The sequence below is a fragment of the Cohnella rhizosphaerae genome (assembly GCF_029525575.1).
Taxonomy (GTDB): Bacteria; Bacillota; Bacilli; order Paenibacillales; family Paenibacillaceae; genus Cohnella; species Cohnella rhizosphaerae.
The window spans coordinates 1,216,711-1,240,976 of record NZ_JAPDIA010000003.1 but is presented as its reverse complement, the minus strand read 5'-3'; the positions used below and the strand labels follow the sequence as shown (position 1 = coordinate 1,240,976).

Sequence of the window (24,266 nt, the reverse complement as noted above, 5' to 3'; positions counted from 1 at the left end):
CTTCCCCTTTCGGACCGCTATTCCGCTTTGGACATTCTGACGGCCATGAACTGCCTGCCCGGCAATTCGATGCGGAACGCGCCTTCATACGTCCCTTCGAGTCGTTCGACCGTCATGTTCCACGTATCGATGACGTCAACGTTGTACTTCGTACCCGGCTTGCGGCTGAAGTTCCGGAATCGCGGCTGATTGAAGCCGAAATAGTACAAATAGTATTCATCCTTCTCGCCTGCGCACGGCACGTCCCAGTCGGACGGCAGCGGGTTCAGCACGCCGCCCGGGCTCTCCTCGACGATGCGGCGCAGAAAGGAGATCCGGTCGGGGCTCGTGCCCGTGAGCTTGCCGCCTTTGGACCACCACAGCACCTCTTCGGGATTAAGGTACGTCTCTCCGTGCCCCACGTATCCCCCGCGGATCGCGCCTTCCCAGAAGCGGCGCGTCATCTCTTCGCCGGTGATGTTGCCCCAGCCCTGGTCGATGTCGCCTTCGTAGGCGCACTCGTCGATGACGATCGGCTTTTTCCACCGCTCCCGCCACTCGGTCGTCGCCTCGGACGTCTTATACACGTCGACCCGCTGGATGCTGCAATGCGTGACCCAAGGCTTGCTGTAGTCGTAGAAGGCGAAGCAGTTGTGATTGGAAATGAGATGTCCCGCGGGATCGTTCGTCGTGACGATCTCGGCGAAGCGCTCCCAGTCGGCCGGCTCCTTGTTCCACATGAGATCGTACTCGTTCGCGAGCGACCACCACACGTTGCGATAAGCGGACAAGCGGGCCGTAATGTAACGAAGATAACGATCGTCGGCCGCCGGACTCATTTCCGAGTAGCCCCAGCGGTCGTAAGCGTGGAAAAGGATCAGGTCCGCTTCGATGCCCAGCTTGCCCAGATCGGCGATCCGATCCTCCAGATGGCGGAAGAATACCGGGTTGAACCGCGTATAATCCCAGCCCTGCGCAAGAGAGCCCTCGAACGGATCGTAGACGGGCTCGTTCTCGTTGAACAGGTACGATTTCGGAAACACGCACATGCGCATTTTGTTGAACGGGGAAGCCTTGAGCGTCTCGAGCGTCTGCGCCTCGAGCTCTTCGCCCTGGTGCGTCCATGCATAGCAGGTGGTGCCGACCGGGATATAGGAAGTGCCGTCTTCGTAGGCAAAATGGTACGTGTCCTTCACGCGCACCGGGCCATGGTTGCCCGCGGACGGGGGCACGACCCGGAACGCGCCTTCGATGCCGTTCAGGGAACGGGCGCTGCTCGCCGTCCGGTATGTCCAGTCGCCCTGCGCATCCGGCATGAAGCGGATGCGGTAGACGCCGTCGCCGTCGTAGAAGCCGGCCATGCGGACGCTTTTGCCGCCGAACTTGAACTCGGCGGCGAGCTCGACGTCCGTGAACGGATTGCCGTGGCTCGGTCCCTTCAGCTCGATCTCGTAGATGCCCCACTGCTCGGCCTCGGCCGGCGCCTGAACGGCTGCGGACGCCTCCGGGACGTCAGCAGGCTCGTAATCGGCGGAGCGCGCGACCTCGACATCGGCATCCGGCTCCGCAACTCCGCTATCGGACGCGACGCCGGCCAGCTCCGCCAGCGTATCGGCGATCCAGTCCGGCTGCCCCAATTCCTCCTGGCGGAAGGCGTACACCTTTTCCAGCGTCAGGCTCTTGAAGAGCGACAGCATATGGGGCGGCGAGGACGCCAGATCCGGCAGCCTGCGGATCAGAACGGCGCGGGCCGCTTCGTTTTTAAAGATGATGCCGATGCGGGTCTTCTCGGTATATGTCATACTCGGTTGACCTCCTCCAAGGCGTTTGGTTTGATAGGGGCGCTTAGCACCGAAGCCGCCGCTTTTTGCCACCCTGCGTACAATCGCTCGCGCTCGGCAGCGTCCATGGCCGGGGCGTATGGCTGCCCGGCGGCGCCGAAGCGCGCGATCTCGTCCAGCGATGTCCAGCAGCCGGCGCCCAGACCCGCCATATAGACGGCGCCCATCGCCGACAGCTCCGCGACCGCGGACCGCGACACGGCCAGATTCAGCAGGTCCGCCTGGAACTGCATGAGCAGCGGATTGCCGGAGGCACCGCCGTCCGCATGCAGCTTCTTCAGCGGGATGCCGGTCTCGCGCGCCATTAATTCCGCCGCGTCGCGCACCTGGTACGCGATGCTCTCGACCGCGGCGCGGACGATATGGCCTTTGCCGGTCGCCCGGCTCATGCCGACGATCGCGGCCCTTGCGTACGGGTCCCAATAGGGGGCGCCCAGCCCGACGAATGCGGGCACGAGGTAGACGCCCTCGTTGTCCGGCGTCTGCCTCAGCATCGTGTCCAGCTCCTCGAACGAATCGAACAGCCCGAGATTGTCCCTGACCCATTTGACGCTGTCGCCGGAGCTGCGGATGACGGCTTCGAGCGCGTAAGTCACCTGGCCGCCCTTCCCCCAAGCGATGGCCGTCACCAGCCCGTTATCCGATACGACGGGGCGTTCGCCGGTATTCATGAGCACAGAGGTTCCCGTGCCGTAGGTCGCCTTCGCCATGCCCGGCTCGAGGCACAGCTGGCCGAACAGGGCCCCTTGGGAGTCCCCGATCACGCCGCATATCGGGAGCCGCGCGGGGAACAGGTCCGCGTCGTCCGTGTACCCGTACGCGTCGTCCGAGAACTTGACCTCGGGCAGCATGGCCCGCGGCACGCCGAACAGTCCGCACAGCTCGTCGTCCCAGTCCAGCGTATGGATATTGAACAAGGAAGTCCGGCTCGCGTTGGTGTAGTCGGTCGCATGCGTTTTGCCGCCGGTCAGCTTCCAGATCAGCCAGCTGTCGATCGTCCCGGCGAGCAGGCGGCCTTGCGCCAGAAGCGGTTTAGCGCTTTCAACATGCGTCAGGACCCAATCCCACTTGGCGGCGGAAAAGTACGGATCGAGCATCAGTCCGGTCTTGGACCGCACCGTCCGTTCCTGTCCGGCGGCTCGCAGCGCCTCGCACCGGTCGGCCGTGCGCTGGCATTGCCAGACGATCGCGTTGTAGACGGGAAGGCCGGTCTCGCGATCCCAGACGACGGCCGTCTCCCGTTGGTTCGTGATCGCGATCGCGGCCAAAGCGGCGGGCTCGATGCCCGCCAGCTTCAGCGCTTCGCGCACCGTCCGCTTCACGTTGTCGTAAATCTCGAGCGGATCGTGCTCCACCCAACCGGGCTTCGGATACATTTGCCGGTGCTCCGCGCTGCGCTTCGCGACGACCCGGCCGGATCGGTCCACGAGCAAAGCCTTCGTGCCTGCCGTGCTCTGGTCGACCGCCAGGATATATTTTTCCATAAACGGCCGTCCTTATCTGCCCAGCAGATCGAGGGCGATCTTTTTTAATGTTGCCGGCGCTGATGCCGTAATGGTCGAATACCTCGGCGCTCTTGCCTGCGATGGCCGGCTCGTCCGGGATGCCGAGAATGCGCATCGGCACGGGCTTGTGCTGTACGACGACCTCGGCCACCGCGGCGCCGAGACCACCGTGAATGCTGTGCTCCTCGACGGTGATGATATGTCCCGTCTCCGCGGCGGCCTTGACGATCGTTTCCTCGTCCAGCGGCTTGATCGTGTGCATGTTGATCACGCGGCAGGAGACGCCGGCTTCCTTGAGCGCAGCATGAGCGTCGAGCGCGACGCGCACGGTCTCGCCGGCCGCGATGATCGTCAGGTCGAGTCCTTCGCGCAAGGTGACGGCTTGGCCGATCACGAATTCGTAGTCGTCGCTCTCGTAGACGTCCTCGACCGGATTGCGGCCGATGCGGATGTAGGCGCCGCCCTCGTGCTTCACGAGCGCTTCGGTCATGCGCTTCGTCTCGTGCCGGTCGGCCGGCAGGAGGACGGCCAGGCCCGGGATCGCCCGCGAGACGGCCAGATCCTGCACCGAGTGGTGGGACATGCCGAGCGCGCCGTAGCTGACGCCGCCGCTGATGCCGACCAGCTTCACGTTCGTGGCCGAATAAGCGACGTCCACCTTGATCTGCTCGATGCTGCGCATGCTGAGGAAGCAAGCCGGCGAGGTGACGAACGGCTTTTTGCCGCTGTGCGCGAGGCCCGCGGAGATGCCGACGATGTTCTGTTCGGCGATGCCGACTTCGACGAATTGGTCCGGATACGCCTTGGCAAAGGGAGCCATGGCGGCCGAGCCCCGCGAGTCGCTGGCGAGCACCATGATGTCGCGGTCCTCCTTGGCCAGCTCCAGCAGCGTATCGCAAATGACCTGACGGTTCGGTATCGTATTCGCCATGTTAACGCACCAGCCCTTCCTGCTCGTAGCTCTCGATTGCGGCGGACAGCTCGGCGAGCGCCAACGCCAGCTGCTCGTCGTTCGGCACGTGATGATGCCAGTGCGCCACGTTTTCGGCGAAGGATACGCCCTTGCCTTTGACCGTGTTCGCCATCACCAGCGTCGGCTTGCCCGGGATCGAAGGCGCCGCCTCGAAAGCGCGCACCAGTTGCTCCATGTCGTTGCCGTCGATGGATACGACGTGCCAGCCGAAGGCCGCCCACTTTTCCTCGAGCGGCTCGAGGCCCATCACTTCCTCGGTCGATCCGCTGATCTGAAGCCGGTTGCGGTCGATGATGGCGACCAGGTTATCCAGCTTGTAGTGCGGACCCGCCATCGCGGCTTCCCATACGGAGCCTTCCGCCTGTTCGCCGTCGCCCATCAAGCAGAACACCCGATAGTCCTTGCCGTCCCGCTTCGCCGCGAGCGCCATGCCGACGCCGATGGCCAGCCCGTGGCCCAGCGCGCCCGTATTCATTTCGATGCCCGGCACCTTGTTGTTCGGATGCCCGATCAGCCGCGTGCCGAACTGGCTGAACGTCTTCAGCTCTTCCTTGGGAAAAAAAGCCGAGGTCGCCGAGGATGCACCAGAGGGATTCGACCGAATGCCCCTTGCTTGCGATGAACCGGTCGCGCCCGTCCCACTTCGGATTCGCGGGATCAAGCTTCATGATGCGGTAGTAGAGCGCCGTCAAAATGTCGGTATTGCTGAGCGAGCCGCCCGTATGCCCCGTCTTGGCGCCGTGAATCATCTTCAGCAGGTCCATGCGGATCTGCGCGGCTTTCGCTTTAAGTGCCGTCGTTTCCATGGATGAATGCCTCCTTTGATTCACAATCCCGCGCCGCGGAGCCAGGCCTGAATCTCGCGTTCGGTCGGATCGACCGCATCGGGCGTCAGCCCCGGGATATAGTTGCACGCCTCGTACAGCGCCGGAATCGCGTTCGCGTGAATGCCGACGGAATGATGGACATAAGGGCCTTTGACCAGCTTCTCTTCCCACAGCGGCCAGTCGTTCACTTCCACCCAGACATAGGAGCCCCGCGTATACGGACCTTGAATGCCGCGGGCTTTGCCGAGAAACAGCTGGTACTCGCCATGGTCGCCGTCGAAGCGCGCCAGCGTCATGTCGCCGCCCTTGATCTCGCCTTCGTGCGTGCCCGGCGAATGGTCGTCGAACAGGAAGTGCTTGCGCAGCTTCGGCTTGTCTTCGACCGTCAGGGAGACGGGGAAGTTGCCGCAGTGGAACAGCAGCTCGCCGTTCGGATTGTCGGGGTGGCGGACGGTCAGGTCGGCGAAAAACGTCGGGTGCTGGTTCAGCGTCGCCGCTTGGACCATGACGGAGGTGATCGCGCCGTGAATGTCGGTCTCGCAGGTGACCGGGATCTGCTCGTCGGTCAGGATCGCGTTGGCCAGGCATGGCATGATGCCCATGGCGTCCTGCAGGGACGACCAGCATTGGATCGCGATCGCCGTGCTGCCGGTGTTCAGGGCGTACTGCTTCATCGCGACCTTCAGGGCGGCAATCCGGCGGACGTCCGCTTCGGTCACTTCGGACCAGTCCAGCTTCGCTTTAATATAGTCGATGGCTTCCGCCAGTTCGGAACTGCTGCCCTTCTCGATCTTCTGCGAAGCGCGCTGGATGTCGACCAGCGTGATCGGATGGATCTCGATGCCGAACCGCTCCAGCAGCTCCCCTTCGTTGCACATCATCGTCCAGAACGAAGCCGGGCGCGGGCCGATCTGCAGGATCCGCAGGCTGCGGAATTTTCTGACCACGTTCGCGGCGGCGACGAAGTTCGTGAAGCCCCGCTCGAAAACGGGATCGTTCACCCGGCTGTTCGTGACATAGGTGAAAGGAACGTTGAAGCGGCGCAGAATCTTGCCGGTGGCGAACAGGCCGCACTGCGTATCGCGCAGGCGCGTGCCGTCCTCGAGCGGCGCCTCGTCGCGGGGGCCCCACAGCAGGACGGGCTTGCCTAGCGCCTTGCCGACGCGCGCCACCGTATCCTCCGTGCCGAAGTTGCAGTGCGGGAAGAACACCGCGTCCACTTTCTCCTGCTTGAACCGGTCGGCGATCAGGTCGGCGTTGATATGGTCGTCGTAGAGCAGTCCTTCTTGGTTGAGTCCCTCCAGATCGACGATGTCGATGTCGAGGCCGAAGCTTTCGATCTTTTCCTTGATCATGACCTTGTAGCGGAAAGCGTCTTCAGCGCTGAATACGAAACGTCGGGTCGGCGCATAGCCCAGCTTCAATCTGCTCATGTGTAGGTTCTCCCTTTCAGTAAACTAACTAAACTTTTGTTCGAGCCGTTTAACTGCATGAGTTCAATTTATCACTGGTTTAATCGCCGGTCAATGCATTTTAAGTAAATAAAATGCGTTATTTAGTTGAAATATGAACTAAATTAACTAAACAAAGCCGATTCATCTTGCTTATTAACAGAATTAACATTAAACTAAACTTACTAAACGGAACGAATGGAGACTATCTTCATGAAGATGGAAGACATCGCCAGGCTTGCCGGCGTATCCAAGGCCGCCGTATCGCTGGCGCTCAACGGGAAAGGCGGCATCGGTCCGGAAACGCGGGACCGTATCCTTCAAATCGCCAAGGAAAACGGCTACCGGCCCAAGTCGCGAACCGCTGCCCGCGAACCGCAGAACGCCTCGATCACGTTCCTTGTGTTCGCCAATTCCGGCATCGTGCTGGAGCAATATTACCAGCAGCCCTTTTTCCGGGAGCTGATTCACTATATCGAAGAGCGATGCCGCGCGAGCGGCTATTCCCTGCTGTTCTCCTCCGTCGATATGTCGGCATTCGAAGACGGCATCCGGGCGATCGCCGAGGACCAACGCGCAGGCGGCGTCATTCTGCTCGGCACGAACCTGAACAAGGCGCTGCTCGCGAAGGTCGCCGACCGGCTGAACGGCCCGCTTGTCGTGCTGGACACCTGCTTCGAGACGCTGCCGATTCCTTTTATCCAGATCAACAACGTCATGGGCGCCTATCAGGCGGGTCAGCATCTGTGCGGGCTCGGTCACCGCGACATCGGCTATATCGCTTCCGATATCCGCATCCGCAACTTCGACGACCGCCGCGCCGGCTTCATGCAGGCACTGGAAGAGAACGAGCGCGAGCTGTCGCCGGAGCATGTGTTCTCGGTAGCGCCTACCATACTCGCTTCCCAGGACGCGCTGAAAAAGCGGTTGTCCGCCTACAGGGAGTCGAAGCGACCGATGCCGACGGCCTTCTTCTGCGAATGCGACTACATCGCGATCAGCGCCATCAAGTCGCTCGTCGAACTGGGCTACCGCGTGCCGGAGGATGTCTCCGTGGTCGGCTTCGACAACATCTCCGAAGCGCTTATCGTCTCTCCCGAGCTGACGACCGTGCACGTGGAAAAGGAACGGATGGCCCGTCTCGCGGTGGACATGATCGTCGAAGCGATCGAATCCGACTCGCTCGCCGGCTCGAAGGTGCTCGTGGACACGCAATTGATCGCGAGAGGGTCTTCCCGCTCCCCCGGATCCGGCAGCGCTCGAGACGGCGGCGAACGCCGTTCGCTAGACGCGCCGGCGTTTCCTCGCGGCCGCTGGCGTGCCCGCCGGAAGCCCGCAAAAGGGTCCCGCTTCGGACCGGTACGCGAGGCTGTAGAGTAACTTTTTGCCCTTACGGCACACTTTGGACCGGTCCGCGAGGCTGTAGAGTAACTTTATGCCCTTACGGCACCATTTGGAGCGGTCCGTGTGGTTGTAGAGTAACTTTATGCCCTTACGGCACCATCTGGAGCGGTCTGTGTGGTTGTAGAGTAACTTTATGCCCTTACGGCACCATCTGGACCGGTCCGCGAGGCTGTAGAGTAACTTTTTGCCCTTACGGCACACTTCGGACCCTTCCGCGAGGCTGTAGAGTAACTTTTTGCCCTTACGGCACACTTCGGACCGTTCTGCGAGGCTGTAGAGTAACTTTTTGTCCTTACGGCACACTTCGGACCGGTCCGCGAGGCTGTAGAGTAACTTTTTGCCCTTATGGCACACTTCGGACCGGTCTGTGAGGCTGTAGAGTAACTTTTTGCCCTTACGGCACACTTTGGACCCTTCCACGAGGCTGTAGAGTAACTTTTTGCCCTTACGGCACACTTCGGACCGGTCCGCGAGGCTGTAGAGTAACTTTTTGCGCTTACGGCACACTTCGGACCCTTCCACGAGGCTGTAGAGTAACTTTTTGCCCTTACGGCACCATTTGGAGCGGTCTGTGTGGTTGTAGCGTAACTTTTACCTTTCCAGTAAGCTCCACCCAGCACTCCCGCCGCACTTCAGGGCTCCCTCGCGTTTAACTGCTTGAGCAGGCCGTCCAGATCGTCCTCGCCCAGCGCGCCGCCGCTGAAGCCGACCAGGCCGCGAAGCGGCAGGTACTTCATCATCGCCTGCATCATCTCGGCGCCTTCGCCGTCGGGATCGGCGGCCATGGCGCCGAAAGGCGTCTTGCCGATCCAGTCCATCACGAGCGCTTGCGCCGCCGGATCGCCCATCAGATCGCCGACCGTGCTGTTCCGATGGAAGACGGGCTGCAAAACGACGGTCGATTCGACGGACAGCGCGCCCGATAAGACGATATCCCGGGAGGAACGCCCGACTAACACTTCAAACTCGCCGGACTCCACGTGCCAGTCCTTCAAGTCGACGTTGTAGTAGGAAAAGGCGCGCCGATCCAGCGTAAACGAAACGCGTTTTGTCTCGCCCGGCTGAAGCTCGACCTTCTCGAAGCCCTTTAGTTCCTTCACAGGCCTAACCACGGCGCTCTGCACGTCGCGTACGTACAGCTGCACGATCTCCTTGCCCGCGCGCGCGCGCGTATTCGTGACGTCGACGGTCACCGTCGCCGTCTCGTCGTCCCGAATCGCCGAACGGCTAACGACCAGGTTCGCGTATTCGAACGTCGTGTAGCTAAGCCCGAATCCGAACGGGAACAGCGGCTCGATCTCCTTGGCGTCGTAGTAGCGATAGCCGACGAACAAGCCTTCCTTGTATTCGACGCGATCCCCTTCGCCGGGGAAGTTAAGCTGCGACGGGTTGTGCGCGAGGCGCATCGGAAACGTCTCCGCCAGCTTGCCGCTCGGATTGGCGTCGCCGAACAGCAGGTCCGCGATCGCGCCGCCGAGCGCCTGGCCGCCGAGATAGGCTTCGAGCAGTCCCTTCGCGCTGCCGAGCCAGGGCATCTCGACCGGCGCGCCGTTGCTCAGGACGACGACGACGTTCGGCTGCGCCTCGGCGACCGCGCGGATGAGCGCGACCTGGTTGTCCGGCAGCCGCAGATGCGTCCGGTCGAAGCCTTCGGACTCGTAGCGGTCCGGCAATCCCGCGAAGACGACCGCGACTTCGGCGTCCGCGGCGACCCGCTTCGCTTCCTCCGCAAGCGCCTCGTCCACAGCGTCCGACTGCAGGTCGTAGCCCTGCGCGTAAGCGATCCGCGCCTCCTCGCCCGCGGACCTCCCAATCTCCTCGCGGATGTCCTCCAGCTTCGTCGGCTTGATATGGGAGCTTCCGCCGCCTTGATAGCGCGGATTCGCGGCCAGCTCGCCGATGACCGCCAGCTTCGCATCCTTGCGAAGCGGCAGAATGCCGCCTTCGTTTTTGAGCAGCACCATGCTCTCTCTCGCGACCTGGCGGGCCAGCGCATGATGCGCCTCGGCGTCGTACGTCGCGCTCTCTTTTTTTACGGTCGACGGCCTTGAACACGATCCGGAGCAGCCGTTCGACCGCGCGGTCCAGCTTTTCCTCCGGCAGCCTGCCGCTGCGAACGGCTTCGACGATCCTGCGGTCGCCCGCGCCGCCGCTCGCCGGCATCTCCAGCTCCAGGCCCGCGGCCAGACCGGCCTCGCGCTCGTTGACGGCGCCCCAGTCCGAGACGACGAAGCCTTCGTGGCCCCACTCGTCCTTCAGAATGTCGGTCAGCAAATATTCGTTTTCGGAGGCGTACGTGCCGTTTACTTTGTTGTAGGAACACATGACGGTCCATGGCTGGGCCTCTTTGACCGCGAACTCAAAGCTCGCCAGGTAGATCTCCCGCAGCGTGCGCTCGTCGACGACGGAATCGCCGGTCATGCGGCGATGCTCCTGATTGTTCGCCGCGAAGTGCTTGAGCGAGGTGCCTACGCCCTGGCTCTGCACGCCCTGGATATGGCTCGCGGCCATGCGCGAGCTTAAATAAGGGTCCTCGGAAAAGTATTCGAAATTGCGGCCGCAAAGCGGCGAACGCTTGATGTTGGCGCCCGGGCCGAGCAGCACCGCGACTTCCTCCGCCTGGCATTCTTCGCCGAGCGCGACGCCGACTTTTCGGACCAGCTCGCGATCCCAGGAACTCGCGAGACCCGCGGCCGAAGGGAAGCAGGTCGCCGGAACGCTGTCGAACAGCCCAAGATGGTCGGCGGACGCCTTTTGCTTCCGCAGCCCGTGCGGACCGTCGGTCAGCATGATCGACGGAATGCCGAGGCGCTCGACCCCTTTCATATGCCAAAAATCCAGGCCCGAGCACATGCCGGCCTTCTCCTCCAACGTCATCTGCGCGACCAGGCCGCGAATATCCCTTTCCATTTTCGCACCTCCGTATGAATGCCGATCCATCGCCGCAATAGAGAAAGCCCTTCCCGAAACAGGGTTTCGAAGAAGGGCCTCCGACGCGTTGCCGCGACAGTCGCTTACTGCACGTTGTTCGCCTTCGCCCAAGCATCCAGCTGCTTTTGCTTTTCCGCGATAATCTTGTCCATGCCTGCGGCCTTCAGCTTCTTCACGAACTCGTCCAGCTTGGACGGATCGATCGTGCCCGATTCCAGGCCTGCCTTGTACTGGTTGTTGACGTTGATGACGGCGGCAACCTCCGTCTTGACCGGCGACGAATCGAACGAGAAGCCGAGCGCTTTGGAGAAAGTCGAGTTTTTGTTGAATTCCTTCGTTTGCGCCCAAATATCCGCATCCATGCCCTGCCATACTTTGGTCAAGGCGTTGTTGCCCACTTCCCACTGATTGAAGACGTAGTTGCTGCCGCCTTCGGGCGCCTTGATCTGGCCGTTGCCGGCATCGACGTAGTGCTTGCCTTCGACGCCGTTCGCGAGCAGGTTGGCGACGTCCTTGTCGGTATAGAGCAGGTTGAGCAATTGCGCGGCGCGGTCCGCGTCCTGCGTGTTCTTCGGAATCGAGATCATGAAGCCCGTGCCGGAATCGGAGGTTGAGATCGGCGGCACGAAGCTCGCGGTCACCATCTCGCGGCCGTTCACCGTCGTCTCCTGGGTCGCGAAGCCCGGCTTCATGTTGGATAAATAGCTGAAGCCCTTGCCCGCCTTGATCAGGCTATTGTTGCCTTCTTGCGTCGTCGCCGCGTCCGGCATGATGTAGCCGGCCTGGTACCATTTGCGCGCTTGCTGCAGCGCGTCCTTGTACCTTTGCGTTTCGTACAGGTCTACCACTTTCAGATCCTGATTTTCGATGATGAGCACGCCGGGCGTGTCGCCGAGGTAGTCGGTGTAGCCGCGGACGAGCTCGTTGGCGATGGTATTCGTTTGGCTGCGCTGAACGAGCGGGTAGACGCCCGGCTCGTTGTCCTTGATCGTCTTGAAGATCGGATCGAGATCCGCGTACGTCTTCACGTTGTCGAACGACAGGTTGTACTTGTCCATCAAGTCTTTTCTGGCCGCGATGCCGTGATCGGCCGCCGTATCCCGGATGCTCGGCACGCCGTACATCTTTCCGTTGATCTTGGTGGAGCCGAAGATCGCCGGTTCCATCGTGTCCTTGACGGTCGGCGCGTACTTGGCGAGCAGGTCGTCGAGCGGGAGCAGTTGCCCCTTGGCGACCTGGGAGCTGTAGTTGAAGAAGGAGGACGTGACAAGCAGGTCGACCGGCTCGTTGCCGGCCAGCAGCAGGTTAACCTGCTGCGTCCATGCGCCGATATCGATCGGCATCAGCTTGACCGTCGCGTTGATCTTCGCTTTCGTAATCTTGCTGATCTCGTCCTGGACCAGGCCGACTTCCTTCATGTTCCCGAGTCCGATGAACGCGAGCGTCAGCTGGAGTTCTTTGCCGTTCGGCGAGGCGCCGGACGAAGCGCCGGACGACGCCGGAGCCGAGCTCCCGCCAGACGCCGGAGCGGAGGCGCCGCCGGCATCGTTCGAACCCCCCGCAAGCGGAAGCCAGCATGGACATGGCCAGCAGGACGGAGGGCAGAAGGATGGCTTTCGACTTGTTTTGCATATGATTTCCCCCCTAGATCGTATTGAAATGCGAGTTGCAATCTATACCAACCGGCCGTGATGGCCCGGGACTGGCCGCGCTGTCATATCCTATTTACTTCACGGCCCCGATCGTCAGGCCTTTCACGAAGTACTTTTGGAAAAATGGATAAATCAGGATCAGCGGTAGGATGCCCACGACGGCCATCGCCATGCGGACGCCGTTCATCGGCAGGTTGACCGCCATATTCTGCCCCCCGAGGTTGTTCTGCTGGAGGAACTGAATGTTGGAGAGCATCCGGTTGAGCAGGTTCTGGATGCTGAACAGCCGCGGCTCCGTGATGTAGACCAAGCCGTTAAACCAGTCGTTCCAGTAGTTGATCGTCAGCATGAGGCCGATCGTCGCCAGGATGGGCAGCGACAGCGGCAGCACCATGCGATAGAAAATCTTGAACTCGGAGGCGCCGTCGATATACGCCGATTCGAGGATTTGAACCGGGATCGAATTGGCGAAAAACGTGCGGATCAGCAGGATGAAAAAGCCGTTCGTCAGCAGCCCCGGCACGATCAGGGCCATCAACGTGTTTTTCATATGGAACACTTCCGTGTAGATCAGGTAGGTCGGCACCAGGCCTCCGTTGAAAAGCAGCGTGAAAAAGACGAGGAAGCTGAGAACGCCGCGGATCGGCAGGTCCCGCCGGGATAACGGATAAGCCAGCAGCGCGCTGATCAGCAGGCCGACGAAGGTGCCGGCGACCGTGATCAGAATGGTAATGCCGTAGGAATTGAACATCGCCAGCTTTTGCGACCACAGGTACGTATAGGCTTCCAGACTGAATTCCTTCGGCCAGAACGAATAGCCGTTGTTTACGATCGAGCTCTCCGAGGATATCGACGACATGAAGAGAAGCAGGAACGGGATGACGCACAAAGCGGCGAGCAGGATGAAGATCGCATGGACGACGGGCTGGTTCATATCGTTGGTTTTCATGTTCGTTTCCCCCCTTTCGGTTTAGAACAAGGCGTTCTCCTTGCTGCGCCTCGCGACGATATAGTTGGAGAGCAGCACGAGGACGAAGCCGACGAGCGACTGGTACAGGCCGGCCGCGGAGGACATGCCGATATCGCCGAGGGTCATCAAGCCGCGGTATACGTAGGTGTCGATGACGTCCGTCACCGGCTGAAGCGGGCCGGAGTTCAGCGGCACCTGATAGAACAGACCGAAGTCCGAGTAGAAAATGCGGCCGATGGCGAGCAGCGTCATGATCGTGATCGTCGGCGCGATAAGCGGTACCGTGATGCTGCGGATCTGATGCCATTTGCCGGCGCCGTCGATCGTGGCCGCCTCGTAATATTCGTTGTCGATGCCGATGATCGCCGCGAGGAAGATGACGCACAGGTAGCCTGTCCCCTTCCAGAGCTGGACGATCGTCAGAATGTAGGGCCAATACTTCGGCTCGAAGTACCAGGAGATCGGTTCGATGCCGAACATCGGCAGCAGGTTGAGGTTCAAGTATCCGCTTTCAGCGCTGAGCATGGAGAGGACGAGATAGCCGACGATGACCATCGAGATCAGGAACGGCAGCAGGATGACGCTCTGGTAAAGGCGGGCGGCGAACTTGCTGCGCACTTCGTTCAGCAGGATCGCGACGCCGATGGCGAATACCGTATTAAGGATGATGAACGAGCTGTTGTACAGGATCGTGTTCCGGGTGATGACGAGGGCGTCCTTGGTCATGAACAGATACTCGAAATTTTTGAAGCCGATCCAGTCGCTGCCGAGGATGCCCTTGGCGTAGTTGATGTCCTTGAAGGCGATGATCACGCCGAACATCGGCAGGTAGTTGTTCATGAAGAGATAGGCGAGTCCGGGAACCATCATGAGAAACAATGCCCGATAGCGCTTGAGCTTTTTTGAACGTCGAGGCCCATCCTGTCCGTGTCAATGCTGTCCCCTTCTTTCGTGTCCTTCGTTATGTCTCTATTTTAAGGGGCGTCCGATCTTGGTGCTTACCAATAAAACGACTTCCGACTTTCGATATTCCGACCTCGTCGCGGACGGAAAAACGCAAGGCCGCCAGAGGAACGAATCCCGCTCCCTGACGGCCTTTTCCTTCCTATTGCCGCTGCGCGCGCTTGCGATAATCCACCGGATTAAAGCCCGTCGCCTTCTTGAAAATCGTGGAGAAATAGGACAAATTGGAGTACCCCGCCGCGAGTCCGATGTCGCTGACCGATTGTCCGGTGCCTTCGAGCAGCTCCTTCGCATAGTCGATCCGCTTCTGCTGGAGATAATCCGACAGCGACATCCCGGTCTCCTTCTTGAAGACGCGGGTCAGGTAGTCCGGGTTAAGATACACATGGTTCGCGATGTCCTCGCGGGACAGATCCTGCTGGCCGAGCTGCTGCGCGATGTATCGCTTCGCTTTGTCCACGACGGACAGGTTCTCTTCGATGGAATGGATGTGGTTCATCGCCACCTCGATGACGTAGCGCGTCCATTCCTGCAGGGCCCGTATCGAGCGAAGCACCGATTCAGGCTTGTCCGTCAACAGGTTCTGGGCGAACACCTGGTTGGCCTGCAAGCCCTTGGATTGGAGGACGAAAAACACCATTTGAAGGAAATCCTGATAAAACGATTGAACGGTGTGCGCGTCCACGCCGCTGCCCGTCTCTTTCCAAGCCTCCAGGTACCGCTCGACGCGCTCGGTCAGCTTGTCCCGGGCGCCTTGCTTCATCCATTCGCCCCATTCGGCCAATGGCGCCGGCTGCGCCGAACACGCCCCCTGGCGCTTCTCGCCGAGAATGAACGTGCGGTTCACCTGCGTGACATTGTTGTCATCCATCTCCTGTAGTCTCCGCAGCATGTCCGGCAATTCGTGAAGCCGCGTCGTATCGCCGACGTAGCTGCTGAGATCGCAGAACAAATACTGATTGCAGTTTTGAATGAACGCGTCGCCGTTCCCCCCGGAGCTCCGCTTCTTCGGCCGGCCGGTCGACGGGCACGACGGTCAGCAGCGCCCCCCTCCGCGACCGGGACGACCGCGGTTCCCGGGACCTCCTTCATGACTTCCTCAAGCACGTTGCGGAGCGCGTATTCCATGATCCGCCGATCCCGCTCGGACAGCTCCTTGTGCCAGCGCTGCACGCGGATATACATCGGCCTGAACAGCGCGTCTTCGTCGAAGGACAAGCCGGCGGCGCGGAGATGCGCCTGGACGGCCTGCGGGTTGGCCGGGATTTTCCGGTGAACGAGATCCTGCCAGAACCGTTCGGCCACGACCGGCCGATGAGACTCCCAAAGCTTGCGGTAGCGATGATGCGTCTCCTCGAAAGAACGCAGCTCCTTCTCCTTTTCCACTTTCCCGAGCGCTTTGCCGATGACGGTCTCAAGCTCCGCATAATCGACCGGCTTGAGCATATAGTCGAAGCTGTTCATCTGGATCGCCTGCTTCGCGAACGAAAAATCGGAGTGGCAGGTCAAAAAGATCGTCTCCGTCTCGGGATACCGTTCCTTGACCCAAGCAACCAGCTCCAGGCCGGAGCCCTGCGGCATCTCGATGTCGCAAACCATCAAGTGGACCGGCTGTTCGCGGAATACCTCCTGGGCTTGCTTCATGCTGTGCGCCGTATGGACGAAGCCGATACCGAGACGCTCCCACATCACGCCGGCCTGCAAGCCTCTGACCGCATGAATCTCGTCGTCTACGATTAGAACATGGTACATCGCGAATCACCTCGCTTTCTTATCCATCGGCAGCTCGATCTGCACGACCGCGCCCAAGCCGGCCTCGTTGTAAAAGTCGATCGTCGCCCGATCCTGATACAGGAGCCGCAGACGCCTCCTGGCGTTCCAGATGCCGATCTGCTCGCCGCCCTCGCTCCCCGCTTGATCCGGTTCCGACGCGAGCCGGCCGAGCACTTCGTCTGGGAATCCCGGTCCGGTGTCCTTCACGCGGATGAAGAGACGAGGATGACCCTCGCCATCTTCCGCTTGGGCGACCTCGACGGTGATCCGGATCGGCTCGTCCATGTTCACTGCGTACTTGATCGCGTTCTCCACCATCGTCTGCACGATCAGCGGCGGCACCTCCTGCGCGAGCAAATCTTCCGGCATGTCGACGCTGTAGTGAAGCAGGTCGGGGAACCGCAAGCTTGCTGAATCCGCAAGTAGTTCGAAGTATGGGACAGCTCGTCGCCGAGCGGCACGAAATAGGAGCTGCTCCGGAACATGAAGCGGAAGTAGGATACAAGGCACTTGGTCATCTCCTGGATGAGGGAAAAATCTTTGACCGTCGCCAGATTGTAGATGATGTTAAGCGAGTTCAGGAAAAAATGCGGGTTGATCTGAAGCTGCAAATGCTTGAGCTCCGCTCGCTGATGATTCAGCTTTTCCTCGTACACGTTGATCTTCAGGTCGTGAATCTCCCCGATCATCCGGTTAAACGTCTCGTTCACGATCTGAAACTCGGTCGACGTCGGCTTCTGTTCGATCCTCGATTCCCAATTGCCGTCGCGAAGCTTGCGCATGGCGATGACGATCCGCTTCACCGGATTCAGGAAAATGCTCCGCATCATCGCGAGGAAGAGGAGAAGGAACAGCACCGCCGCGATGGTGATGATCGACGAGATGCGTTGAAGATACGGCAGCTTTTGCAGAATTTCGTTTTCGGGCACGAGCGCCACGAGATTGAAGTTGCCCCGCTGGGATCTCTCGCCCATGATCAGGTAGGCGTGTTTCCCTTTTCCGCTGATGGCATACGATTGTTCGGGGAACGCCAGGTCGATGCCTTTGTCCTCGAACAAGGCGCCGTGGCTGATCGGCTTATTTTCGCTCGTCGTGATGACGGCCGCGCCCGACTCCCCCAGATCGATCAGGCTGAGCGGCACCATCAACTTGTCGCTTCCGACCCAGGCGCCCATATACACGTTGCCGGACTTCATCAGGTGGAACAGGTAATCGCCGTTCGCGCCGCTTCGGACATGCCAGCGAGAATAGTCGATCTTGTCCGCGTCGCTCTCGACGATCCGCTGAATTTCCAGGCGCGCGTTCTCCCGCGCTTCGTAGCTGTCCGTCGACGGCTGGCTCATCAAGAGGTCCTTGTTGACCGCGGAATAGACGAAGAAGGCGTCCAGGATCGGGTAGTAGCCGATATCGTCCTTCATCTTGTTGAACAGCGTCAGCTTGGCGATGTTGTACCGGTCCTCGTCGCGGGACTTGGGAAATTCCATGTCCAGGACGTTCAGATCGCTCTCGAGCGCATTGGACAAATACTTGTCGACCTCTTCCAGCCTTTGATCGATTTGGCCCATGTACAGGCTGAGCAGGTTCTTGTTGGACTGCGCGACCTGGTTGCGAACGACCTCGCCGGAATAAAAATTGTTGATGATCAGCACGGTGATCAGCGGCACGAAAATGACCAAAACGGCGGCGAAAAACTTGAAGCGGACCGAGTTGACGTACGTTCGGATCTTGCGCATGGCCGCCGTCCTCCTTGCGATGCTGCGTTAAACTTGGTCCTTGCATTATAGCGTTTTTAAATCGGCCGCGGTATATGCGCGAAGGAAGGGCCCGTCGCGGCATCCCTTCCCTTGTCGATCGCTATGAAGTTCGCCGTTTGTTCGCGTATCGGCTCGTTCTGGCGTCCGCGATGACGCCGCTCCAGTTCAAGCCGAAGGCAAAGTCGTAGGCGTGGCCGGCCGAATCCACGTATACGTCCATGTCGTGGGGGACATCTTCGAGCTGCTTCTCCACGGTCGTCATGTCGGCGGGCATCCGGAAAGGCAGCAGCGCCTGCGGCTCGAACGCGCCCGTCAGTATATCGAGGATCGCCTGGTCCTGCACGCCGAAATGCGCGAGGATGGCGTCGGCTTGCCGGCTCGAATTCGGCTGCCACCGCCGGATTCGACAGCGCGATGGAGACGACGACCGGCTTGCCGTTCATGAGCCGCTTCGTCTCCAGCACCGCGTCGAGATCGCCTTCGTTCGCGACGGCCGCCGTCTTCCCTTTGTACGAGCGGTTCAGCACGTCCCGCGGATCGCCGGCGAGACTCGTCTCCCGCGCATGCTCCGCCGTATAGGGCCGGTACTGCAGGCTGATCGGGACGTAGCCGTTGCCCCCGGCCTCTGCGTCGGCCTTGCTGTAGCCTTTCGTCGAGCGGGGGCTTTCGATGCAGACGAGCGCGAAGTCCGCGTCCGCCGGCCGGTCGGTTACGTCGAAGTATTTGCGGACGACGTCCAGGTTCATCGGATACGTCTCCGAGGCCGGGACCGGGTTGCCCATCCAGTCGGCGTCCGCCGGCAGCTTCCGCTTCGGGATATACACCGTTTGTCGCTTGGGCAGCGGCAGGACGCCTTCGTTCTTGAGCATCACGACCGATCGCAGCTGCGCCCGGTAACCGGCCTCCATGAAGGCGGGATTGCCGACGAGGGCCGCGGATTCGCCGGGGTTCAAATACGGATTCTCGAACAGCCCCAGGCGGAACATGTTCTTCAGCAGCCGAACCGCCGACTGCTCGAAGCGCGCGCGCATGAACGGTTCCCCGTGCGCCTCGGCGCCGATCCGGTAGGCTTCGATGACGGGACCGGCATCGTTGTTGCCGCCGAATTGGTCGACGCCCGCCATGAGCAGCTTGTAGTGGCGCTGCGCGACGGTATGGTTTTCCTCCACGCCCCAGCAGCGGCCGCCCGGGAAAAGCCGCTCGATGTCCGGTCCTTCGTCCGCCGTGATGCCCCAGTCCGTGCAGACGACCCCGTCGTAGCCGTACTTCCCGCGCAGCAGGTCGCGGATGAGATAGGCGTTGTAGGCATTGCCGACGTTCTCGCCGTTTACCGGATCCTGCCCGACGGAGATCGTATAGTAGGGCATGACGGCCGAGGCTTCGCCGGTCTTGCCCGCCAGGCGGAACGCGCCTTCCGTAAAGGGACGCAGGTGCTCCTCGAAGTTGTTGCCGGGATAGACCGCGTATTTGCCGTAGCCGAAGTGGGCGTCGCGGCCGGCTTCCCCCCGATCCGCCGCCCGGCCAGTGCTTCACCATGGCGTTCACGCTGTCGCTGCCCCAGCCGTCAGCGATCTCGGCGTCCCCCTCCGACGTCTGGAAGCCGTCGATGTAGGCCCTCGCCATGTCCGTTGCCAGCCGCGGGTCTTCGCCGAACGTCATGCCGAAGCGGAACCAGCGCGGGTCGGTCGCCAGATCCACCTGCGGCGACAGCGCCGTCGAGAGGCCGAGCGCGCGGTATTCCCGCGAAGCGATCTCGCCGAATTCCCGTGCGACCGCCGGATCGAACGTGGCCGCGAGTCCCATGCTCTCCGGCCACATGGAGATCGCGCCGCCCGCGCCCGCGTTGAACTCCTTGGACGTATCCGAGCCATGTCGGGGATCCGAGCTGTTGTTCGCCGGGATGCCCAGACCGAGGCGCTCGGCGTACGCTTGCACGTTGTTGTTCCAGCGCGCGGCGACTTCCGGGCTCTGCACGCGCGTGACCAGGATGTGCCGGATATGGTCCTTCGATAGGAAATCCAACTGTTGATCGGACAAGTCGCTCGGCGCCGCTCCGCTGTCCGGGAACGCCTTGCCGCCTGCGTAGGTCGCGGGGAACCATCCCATATTGCCTGGGATCGCCTGGTGGCTGCTGTACAGCATGAGGCCGGCGATCTGCTCGATCGTCATTTTGGAGGCGAGGTCCCTCGCCCGCTCTTCGGGCGGGAGCCGCCAGTCCTCGTACGGATCCAGCTTGCCGTCCTTGTTCAGATCCTTGAAGGCGTGACCGTCCACGCGCAAGATCCGCACGCCGGACGATTCGTCGTAGCCGAGCAGCGGACCCTGCCCGTTTTGCGCATAGCGAACCGACGCTTGCCTGGCCGCATTCTCCATTCGTGTTCCCTCCGGCTGCTTTTTTTATGATGGATGTTTCATGACGGGTGTTTAATGACGGAAGTTTAATGACGGAAGTTTAATGACGAATGCTTATTGACGGATGCACGACGTCGCGGCTACGCTCTAAGCGTCTGCAGCTCAGCCGCGATCGCCTCGAACTGCGCTTGCGAGAGGCCGCCGCCCATCGGGTTGTTCGCCGCGGCCGCGAGCGGCAGCTTTTCCATGTAGCCCAGGTTGTCGGCGAATCCCGGCGCATGGCGGTCGAGAATGCGTTTGGCCGCATCCCATTGCGCCAATTCGCCGAGCCGTGCGCCAGGGTGATACGTGCGATAGGAAGCCTGAGGCCGGGCGTACGTGAAGACGTAAACGCCCGAGCCCGCTTCGACGCGGACGCCGTCCGCCTCCTGGCGGAAGGCGACGATCCCTTCGGCGTCTGCAAGGCCGGTTCCGTTGCAGTTGACTTGCTCCGCGTCCGCGCCGCGCAGCAAAATGGATGCGGAGGCGTTGGCGGGAATCGTCGCCCGCAGCTCGATCTCGTCCTCATTACCGTTCTCGTTCCCGTTCCCGGCGAACGCCCAGCCCGATTCGACCTTGCCGTACATCGACTCGTAGGATGCGCGTGCGTGGCCGAGCCTGCCGCCCGTGTAGTCGGGCTCGATGCGAATCCGCTTGTAGCCGGGACTTGCCGGGTCCGGCGCCAGGCCGGCGATCTTGCGGTACATCCAGTCGCCCACCGCGCCGTAGGCGTAATGGTTAAAGGAGTTCATATCGTCGCTCCAGAACGAGCCGTCCGGCTTGATGCCGTCCCAATGCTCCCAGATCGTCGTCGCGCCCTTCGCCACGGAATACAGCCAGGACGGATACGTGTCTTGGAGCAGCAGTTTGACCGCCGTCTCATGATAGCCGTTGTCCGACAGCGCGAAGCAGAGGAACGGCGTGCCGACGAAGCCGGTCGTCAGATGGTAGTCGTTGTCCACGATCATCTCGTTCAAGTCCCTGGCAATGCGTGGGCGGTCCTTCGGTTCGACGAGGTTGAAGACGAGCGCGATGATATGGGCGGTCTGCGTCTGGGCGGCGACCCGACCGTTCGGCGTGATGAACTCGTCGCGGTAGGCCGCCGCGACTCGCTTCGCCAGCGCGCCGTAATAAGCCGCATCCTCCGCCAATCCGAGCAGGCTCGCCGCCTCCCCGAGGATGCGCGCGGATAGAGCGAAGTAGGCCGCGGTCACCATATGGTTCGGCGTGGCGCCCATATAGCTGCCTTCCTTGGCATCCAGCGCGAGCCAGTCGCCGAAGTGGAAGCCCGTGTCCCAAACATGCTCCTGCTCCCCTTGGGCGCGAATATAATCGACCCATGCCTTCATGCTGCCGTACTGCTCGGCCAGAATCCGTTTGTCTCCGTAGCTGACATACAGCGCCCAGGGCACGACGGTGGCCGCATCGCTCCACGCCGCCGCATTGTAGCCCTGCAGGATGTTCGGGACGACGAACGGCACGCTGCCGTCCGGCAGCTGGTCGGCTTTGAGGTCGCGCAGCCACTTGGCGAAGAACGGCGCGCCGTTGTAGTTGAACAGGGCGGTCGGCGCGAAAACCTGGACGTCCCCGGTCCAGCCGAGGCGCTCGTCGCGCTGCGGACAATCGGTCGGCACGTCGAGGAAGTTGCCGCGCTGTCCCCACACGATATTTTGCTGCAGCCGGTTTACCCTCTCGTCCGAGCACTCGAACGCGCCGGTGCGCTGCATGTCGCTGTGCATCACTTCGCCTGCGAAGGCTTCGAGCGGCAATCCGTTTTCTTGATCGGGGAATCCCTCAACCTTAACGTAACGGAAGCCCTGGAACGTAAAATGCGGTGCGTATATCTCCGTCCCTTCGCCTCGCGCGATGTAGGTGACGGTCTGCTTGGCGGTGCGAATGTTGCCCATGTAGAAGTTGCCGTGCTTGTCCAGCACCTCGGCGTGCGTCAGCTTGATCGCCGTGCCCGCGGGCGCATTGATGGAAAACCGGATTCGTCCGACCATGTTCTGCCCCATGTCGAGGACGGTATCTCCCTCCGGCGTTCGGATCGCTGCGATCGGCTTGAGCGTCTCCGTGACGCGCGTCGGCATGTTCTCCTGCGCGACCAGACGCGAGTAACCGAGGTCGAGCCGTTCCGACGCGCGCCAGTCGGCGTCGTCGAAGCCCGGCTCGCTCCAGCCCTTCCGTTCGAGGCGGGCGTCGTAGGTTTCTCCGTCGTAGAGCTCGGACATGAGCACGGGCCCCGTCGCTGCCTTCCAGCTCTCGTCGCTCGCAATGACGGTCTCCGCTCCGTCCCGGTACCGGATATGCAATTGAACGAGAACGGCTCTTCGGTCGCCGTAATGGTTGGACTTGTTTTCCCAGCCCAGACGCCCTTTGTACCAGCCGTTCGCGACCGTCGCCCCCAACGCGTTGCCGCCTTCGCGAAGCAGCCCCGTCACGTCGTAGGTCTGGTATTGCAGGCGGCTGTCGTAGCTCGTCCAGCCGGGCGCGAGCTCGTCGTCGCCGACCTTGCTGCCGTTCAGGTATAGCTCGTAGACGCCTGCGGCCGTGGCGTAGACGCGCGCCGATGCGATATCCCCTTCGCGCAGGTCGAACGGCTTGCGCAGCAGAAATGCCGGCTCCGCCGCCGGCTCGATCGCGCGCGAGTCGGGGGTGATCCATTCCGCTTGCCATTCATCGGAGGACAGCAGCGCGGTCTCCCACCAATCGGCTTCGCTCCACTCGGATTCCCGGCCGAACCCGTCCCACGCCTTGACGCGGTAATAATATCTCGTGCGGGATTGCGCCTCCGGTCCCTCATAGGGAATAAGTACCGATTCGTCCGAATCGACGCGACCGCTGTCCCATAGCGGCGAATCGAAATTCGTTTGATTCAAGGCGACCTGAATCCGATAAGCTGCCTGAACCGTGCCCTGACGCTCGGACAGCAGCTTCCAGCTGATCCGCGGGCGCGGTACATCCGTCCCCAGCAGCCGAGTCCGATATTCCGCCGTCAAGCCGTATATTTGCAAGGAATCCATGCGTGTCGCCTCCACCGTTCTTTTGCGTACCCATGGTACCATTGTACCGGCGAACCGATTGTCACCGCTTTCAATCCGCTGACCATTAGTTTGGTTTTGACGACTAGATTCCGTATAGGCGGCCGGTGCAACGGCAGCTTCGGCGAAAGACTAGCGCCCGCGCTCCCAAGCCGCGCCCGCGGCAAAGAACCGCACAAAAATTGTGCGGTTCTCGCCTGTATCACCCTTCCTCGCGGCTACCTTGCGCGCCGGCCGCTCCCCGCCCGCGTCCGCGACGCCAGAACCGCACAAAAATTGTGCGGTTCCGCCTGCATCACGCTTCCTCGCGGCTACCTTGCGCGCCGCCCGCTCCCCGCCCGCGTCCGCGACGCCAAAACCGCACAAAAATTGTGCGGTTCTCGCCTGCATCACGCTTCCTCGCGGCTACCCTGCGCGCCGGCCGCTCTCCACCCGCGTCCGCGACGCCAGAACCGCACAAAAATTGTGCGGTTCTCGCCTATATCACGCTTCCTCGCGGCTACCTTGCGCGCCGGCCGCTCCCCGCCCGCGTCCGCGACGCCAGAACCGCACAAAAATTGTGCGGTTCTCGCCTGTCTCACGCTTCCTCGCGGCTACCTTGCGCGCCGCCCGCTCCCCGCCCGCGTCCGCGACGCCAGAACCGCACAAAAATTGTGCGGTTCTCGCTTGCATCACGCTTCCTCGCGGCTACCCTGCGCGCCGGCCGCTCTCCACCCGCGTCCGCGACGCCAGAACCGCACAAAAATTGTGCGGTTCTCGCCTGTATCACGCTTCCTCGCGGCTACCTTGCGCGCCGGCCGCTCCCCGCCCG

Annotated in this window: 12 protein-coding genes and 4 pseudogenes; 1 reads left to right on the top strand and 15 read right to left on the bottom strand. The window is 61.5% G+C overall.

The features are described from left to right. Window positions 1–17: 17 nt before the first annotated feature. From OMP40_RS11325 to OMP40_RS11305, 5 genes and pseudogenes are all read right to left on the bottom strand, one after another. Window positions 18–1,781 carry a DUF5605 domain-containing protein gene (locus OMP40_RS11325; RefSeq protein WP_277531384.1) on the bottom strand — a complete coding sequence of 588 codons (1,764 nt, stop codon included), beginning with the start codon at window positions 1,779–1,781 and terminating at the stop codon, window positions 18–20. Continuing rightward, window positions 1,778–3,304 carry a glycerol kinase GlpK gene (gene glpK / locus OMP40_RS11320; RefSeq protein ID WP_277531382.1) on the bottom strand — a complete coding sequence of 509 codons (1,527 nt, stop codon included), beginning with the start codon at window positions 3,302–3,304 and terminating at the stop codon, window positions 1,778–1,780. Before glpK ends, OMP40_RS11325 begins: the two co-directional genes overlap by 4 nt. A gap of 12 nt (window positions 3,305–3,316) precedes the next feature. Then, window positions 3,317–4,256: pseudogene (locus OMP40_RS11315) on the bottom strand (transketolase family protein). Window position 4,257: 1 nt separating this feature from the next. Beyond that, window positions 4,258–5,104: pseudogene (locus OMP40_RS11310) on the bottom strand (transketolase). Window positions 5,105–5,124: 20 nt separating this feature from the next. Further along, the gene (locus tag OMP40_RS11305; RefSeq protein WP_277531380.1) at window positions 5,125–6,558 is read right to left on the bottom strand and encodes an L-fucose/L-arabinose isomerase family protein; all 1,434 of its coding nucleotides are present in this window, start codon (window positions 6,556–6,558) and stop codon (window positions 5,125–5,127) included. Between the two features lie 231 nt (window positions 6,559–6,789). On the opposite strand from OMP40_RS11305, the gene OMP40_RS11300 reads away from it, so the two are divergent. Next, a complete protein-coding gene (locus OMP40_RS11300; protein ID WP_277531378.1) occupies window positions 6,790–7,956 on the top strand; it encodes a LacI family DNA-binding transcriptional regulator in 1,167 nt (388 codons plus the stop codon). A gap of 656 nt (window positions 7,957–8,612) precedes the next feature. Here OMP40_RS11300 and OMP40_RS11295 read toward each other — a convergent pair. From OMP40_RS11295 to OMP40_RS11250, 10 genes and pseudogenes are all read right to left on the bottom strand, one after another. Further along, window positions 8,613–10,890 (bottom strand): annotated as a pseudogene (locus OMP40_RS11295) (beta-glucosidase). A gap of 104 nt (window positions 10,891–10,994) precedes the next feature. Continuing rightward, the gene (locus tag OMP40_RS11290) at window positions 10,995–12,329 is read right to left on the bottom strand and encodes an ABC transporter substrate-binding protein (protein ID WP_277531376.1); all 1,335 of its coding nucleotides are present in this window, start codon (window positions 12,327–12,329) and stop codon (window positions 10,995–10,997) included. A 307-nt stretch (window positions 12,330–12,636) separates the two neighbouring features. After that, window positions 12,637–13,512, bottom strand: coding sequence for a carbohydrate ABC transporter permease (locus OMP40_RS11285; protein WP_277531375.1), 876 nt, complete (start codon window positions 13,510–13,512; stop codon window positions 12,637–12,639). A 21-nt stretch (window positions 13,513–13,533) separates the two neighbouring features. Continuing rightward, window positions 13,534–14,403 (bottom strand): ABC transporter permease, encoded by an 870-nt coding sequence (locus OMP40_RS11280; RefSeq protein ID WP_277533115.1) that lies wholly within the window; start codon window positions 14,401–14,403, stop codon window positions 13,534–13,536. A gap of 235 nt (window positions 14,404–14,638) precedes the next feature. Beyond that, window positions 14,639–15,367 (bottom strand): helix-turn-helix domain-containing protein, encoded by a 729-nt coding sequence (locus OMP40_RS11275; protein ID WP_277531373.1) that lies wholly within the window; start codon window positions 15,365–15,367, stop codon window positions 14,639–14,641. After that, window positions 15,340–16,248, bottom strand: a complete 909-nt coding sequence (locus OMP40_RS11270) for a response regulator (RefSeq protein ID WP_277531371.1) — start codon at window positions 16,246–16,248, stop codon at window positions 15,340–15,342. The genes OMP40_RS11275 and OMP40_RS11270 overlap by 28 nt, the downstream gene beginning before the upstream one ends. Before the next feature lie 6 nt (window positions 16,249–16,254). Then, on the bottom strand, window positions 16,255–16,674 hold the full coding sequence (locus tag OMP40_RS11265; RefSeq protein WP_277531369.1) for a sensor histidine kinase: 420 nt from the start codon (window positions 16,672–16,674) through the stop codon (window positions 16,255–16,257). Continuing rightward, on the bottom strand, window positions 16,599–18,002 hold the full coding sequence (locus OMP40_RS11260) for a sensor histidine kinase (protein WP_277531367.1): 1,404 nt from the start codon (window positions 18,000–18,002) through the stop codon (window positions 16,599–16,601). Before OMP40_RS11260 ends, OMP40_RS11265 begins: the two co-directional genes overlap by 76 nt. Window positions 18,003–18,123: 121 nt before the next feature. Next, window positions 18,124–20,396: pseudogene (locus tag OMP40_RS11255) on the bottom strand (glycoside hydrolase family 3 protein). 119 nt (window positions 20,397–20,515) lie between these two features. After that, window positions 20,516–23,437, bottom strand: a complete 2,922-nt coding sequence (locus OMP40_RS11250; protein ID WP_277531365.1) for an alpha-L-rhamnosidase — start codon at window positions 23,435–23,437, stop codon at window positions 20,516–20,518. Between the last annotated feature and the right edge of the window lie 829 nt (window positions 23,438–24,266).

Excerpts from the sequence above, each read along its gene's own strand:
- OMP40_RS11325 (WP_277531384.1), bottom strand. The coding sequence starts at position 1,781 with ATGACATATACCGAGAAGACCCGCATCGGCATCATCTTTAAAAACGAA.
- glpK (WP_277531382.1), bottom strand. The coding sequence starts at position 3,304 with ATGGAAAAATATATCCTGGCGGTCGACCAGAGCACGGCAGGCACGAAG.
- OMP40_RS11305 (WP_277531380.1), bottom strand. The coding sequence starts at position 6,558 with ATGAGCAGATTGAAGCTGGGCTATGCGCCGACCCGACGTTTCGTATTC.
- OMP40_RS11300 (WP_277531378.1), top strand. The coding sequence starts at position 6,790 with ATGAAGATGGAAGACATCGCCAGGCTTGCCGGCGTATCCAAGGCCGCC.
- OMP40_RS11290 (WP_277531376.1), bottom strand. The coding sequence starts at position 12,329 with ATGAAGGAAGTCGGCCTGGTCCAGGACGAGATCAGCAAGATTACGAAA.
- OMP40_RS11285 (WP_277531375.1), bottom strand. The coding sequence starts at position 13,512 with ATGAAAACCAACGATATGAACCAGCCCGTCGTCCATGCGATCTTCATC.
- OMP40_RS11280 (WP_277533115.1), bottom strand. The coding sequence starts at position 14,403 with ATGATGGTTCCCGGACTCGCCTATCTCTTCATGAACAACTACCTGCCG.
- OMP40_RS11275 (WP_277531373.1), bottom strand. The coding sequence starts at position 15,367 with ATGGATGACAACAATGTCACGCAGGTGAACCGCACGTTCATTCTCGGC.
- OMP40_RS11270 (WP_277531371.1), bottom strand. The coding sequence starts at position 16,248 with ATGTACCATGTTCTAATCGTAGACGACGAGATTCATGCGGTCAGAGGC.
- OMP40_RS11260 (WP_277531367.1), bottom strand. The coding sequence starts at position 18,002 with ATGCGCAAGATCCGAACGTACGTCAACTCGGTCCGCTTCAAGTTTTTC.
- OMP40_RS11250 (WP_277531365.1), bottom strand. The coding sequence starts at position 23,437 with ATGGATTCCTTGCAAATATACGGCTTGACGGCGGAATATCGGACTCGG.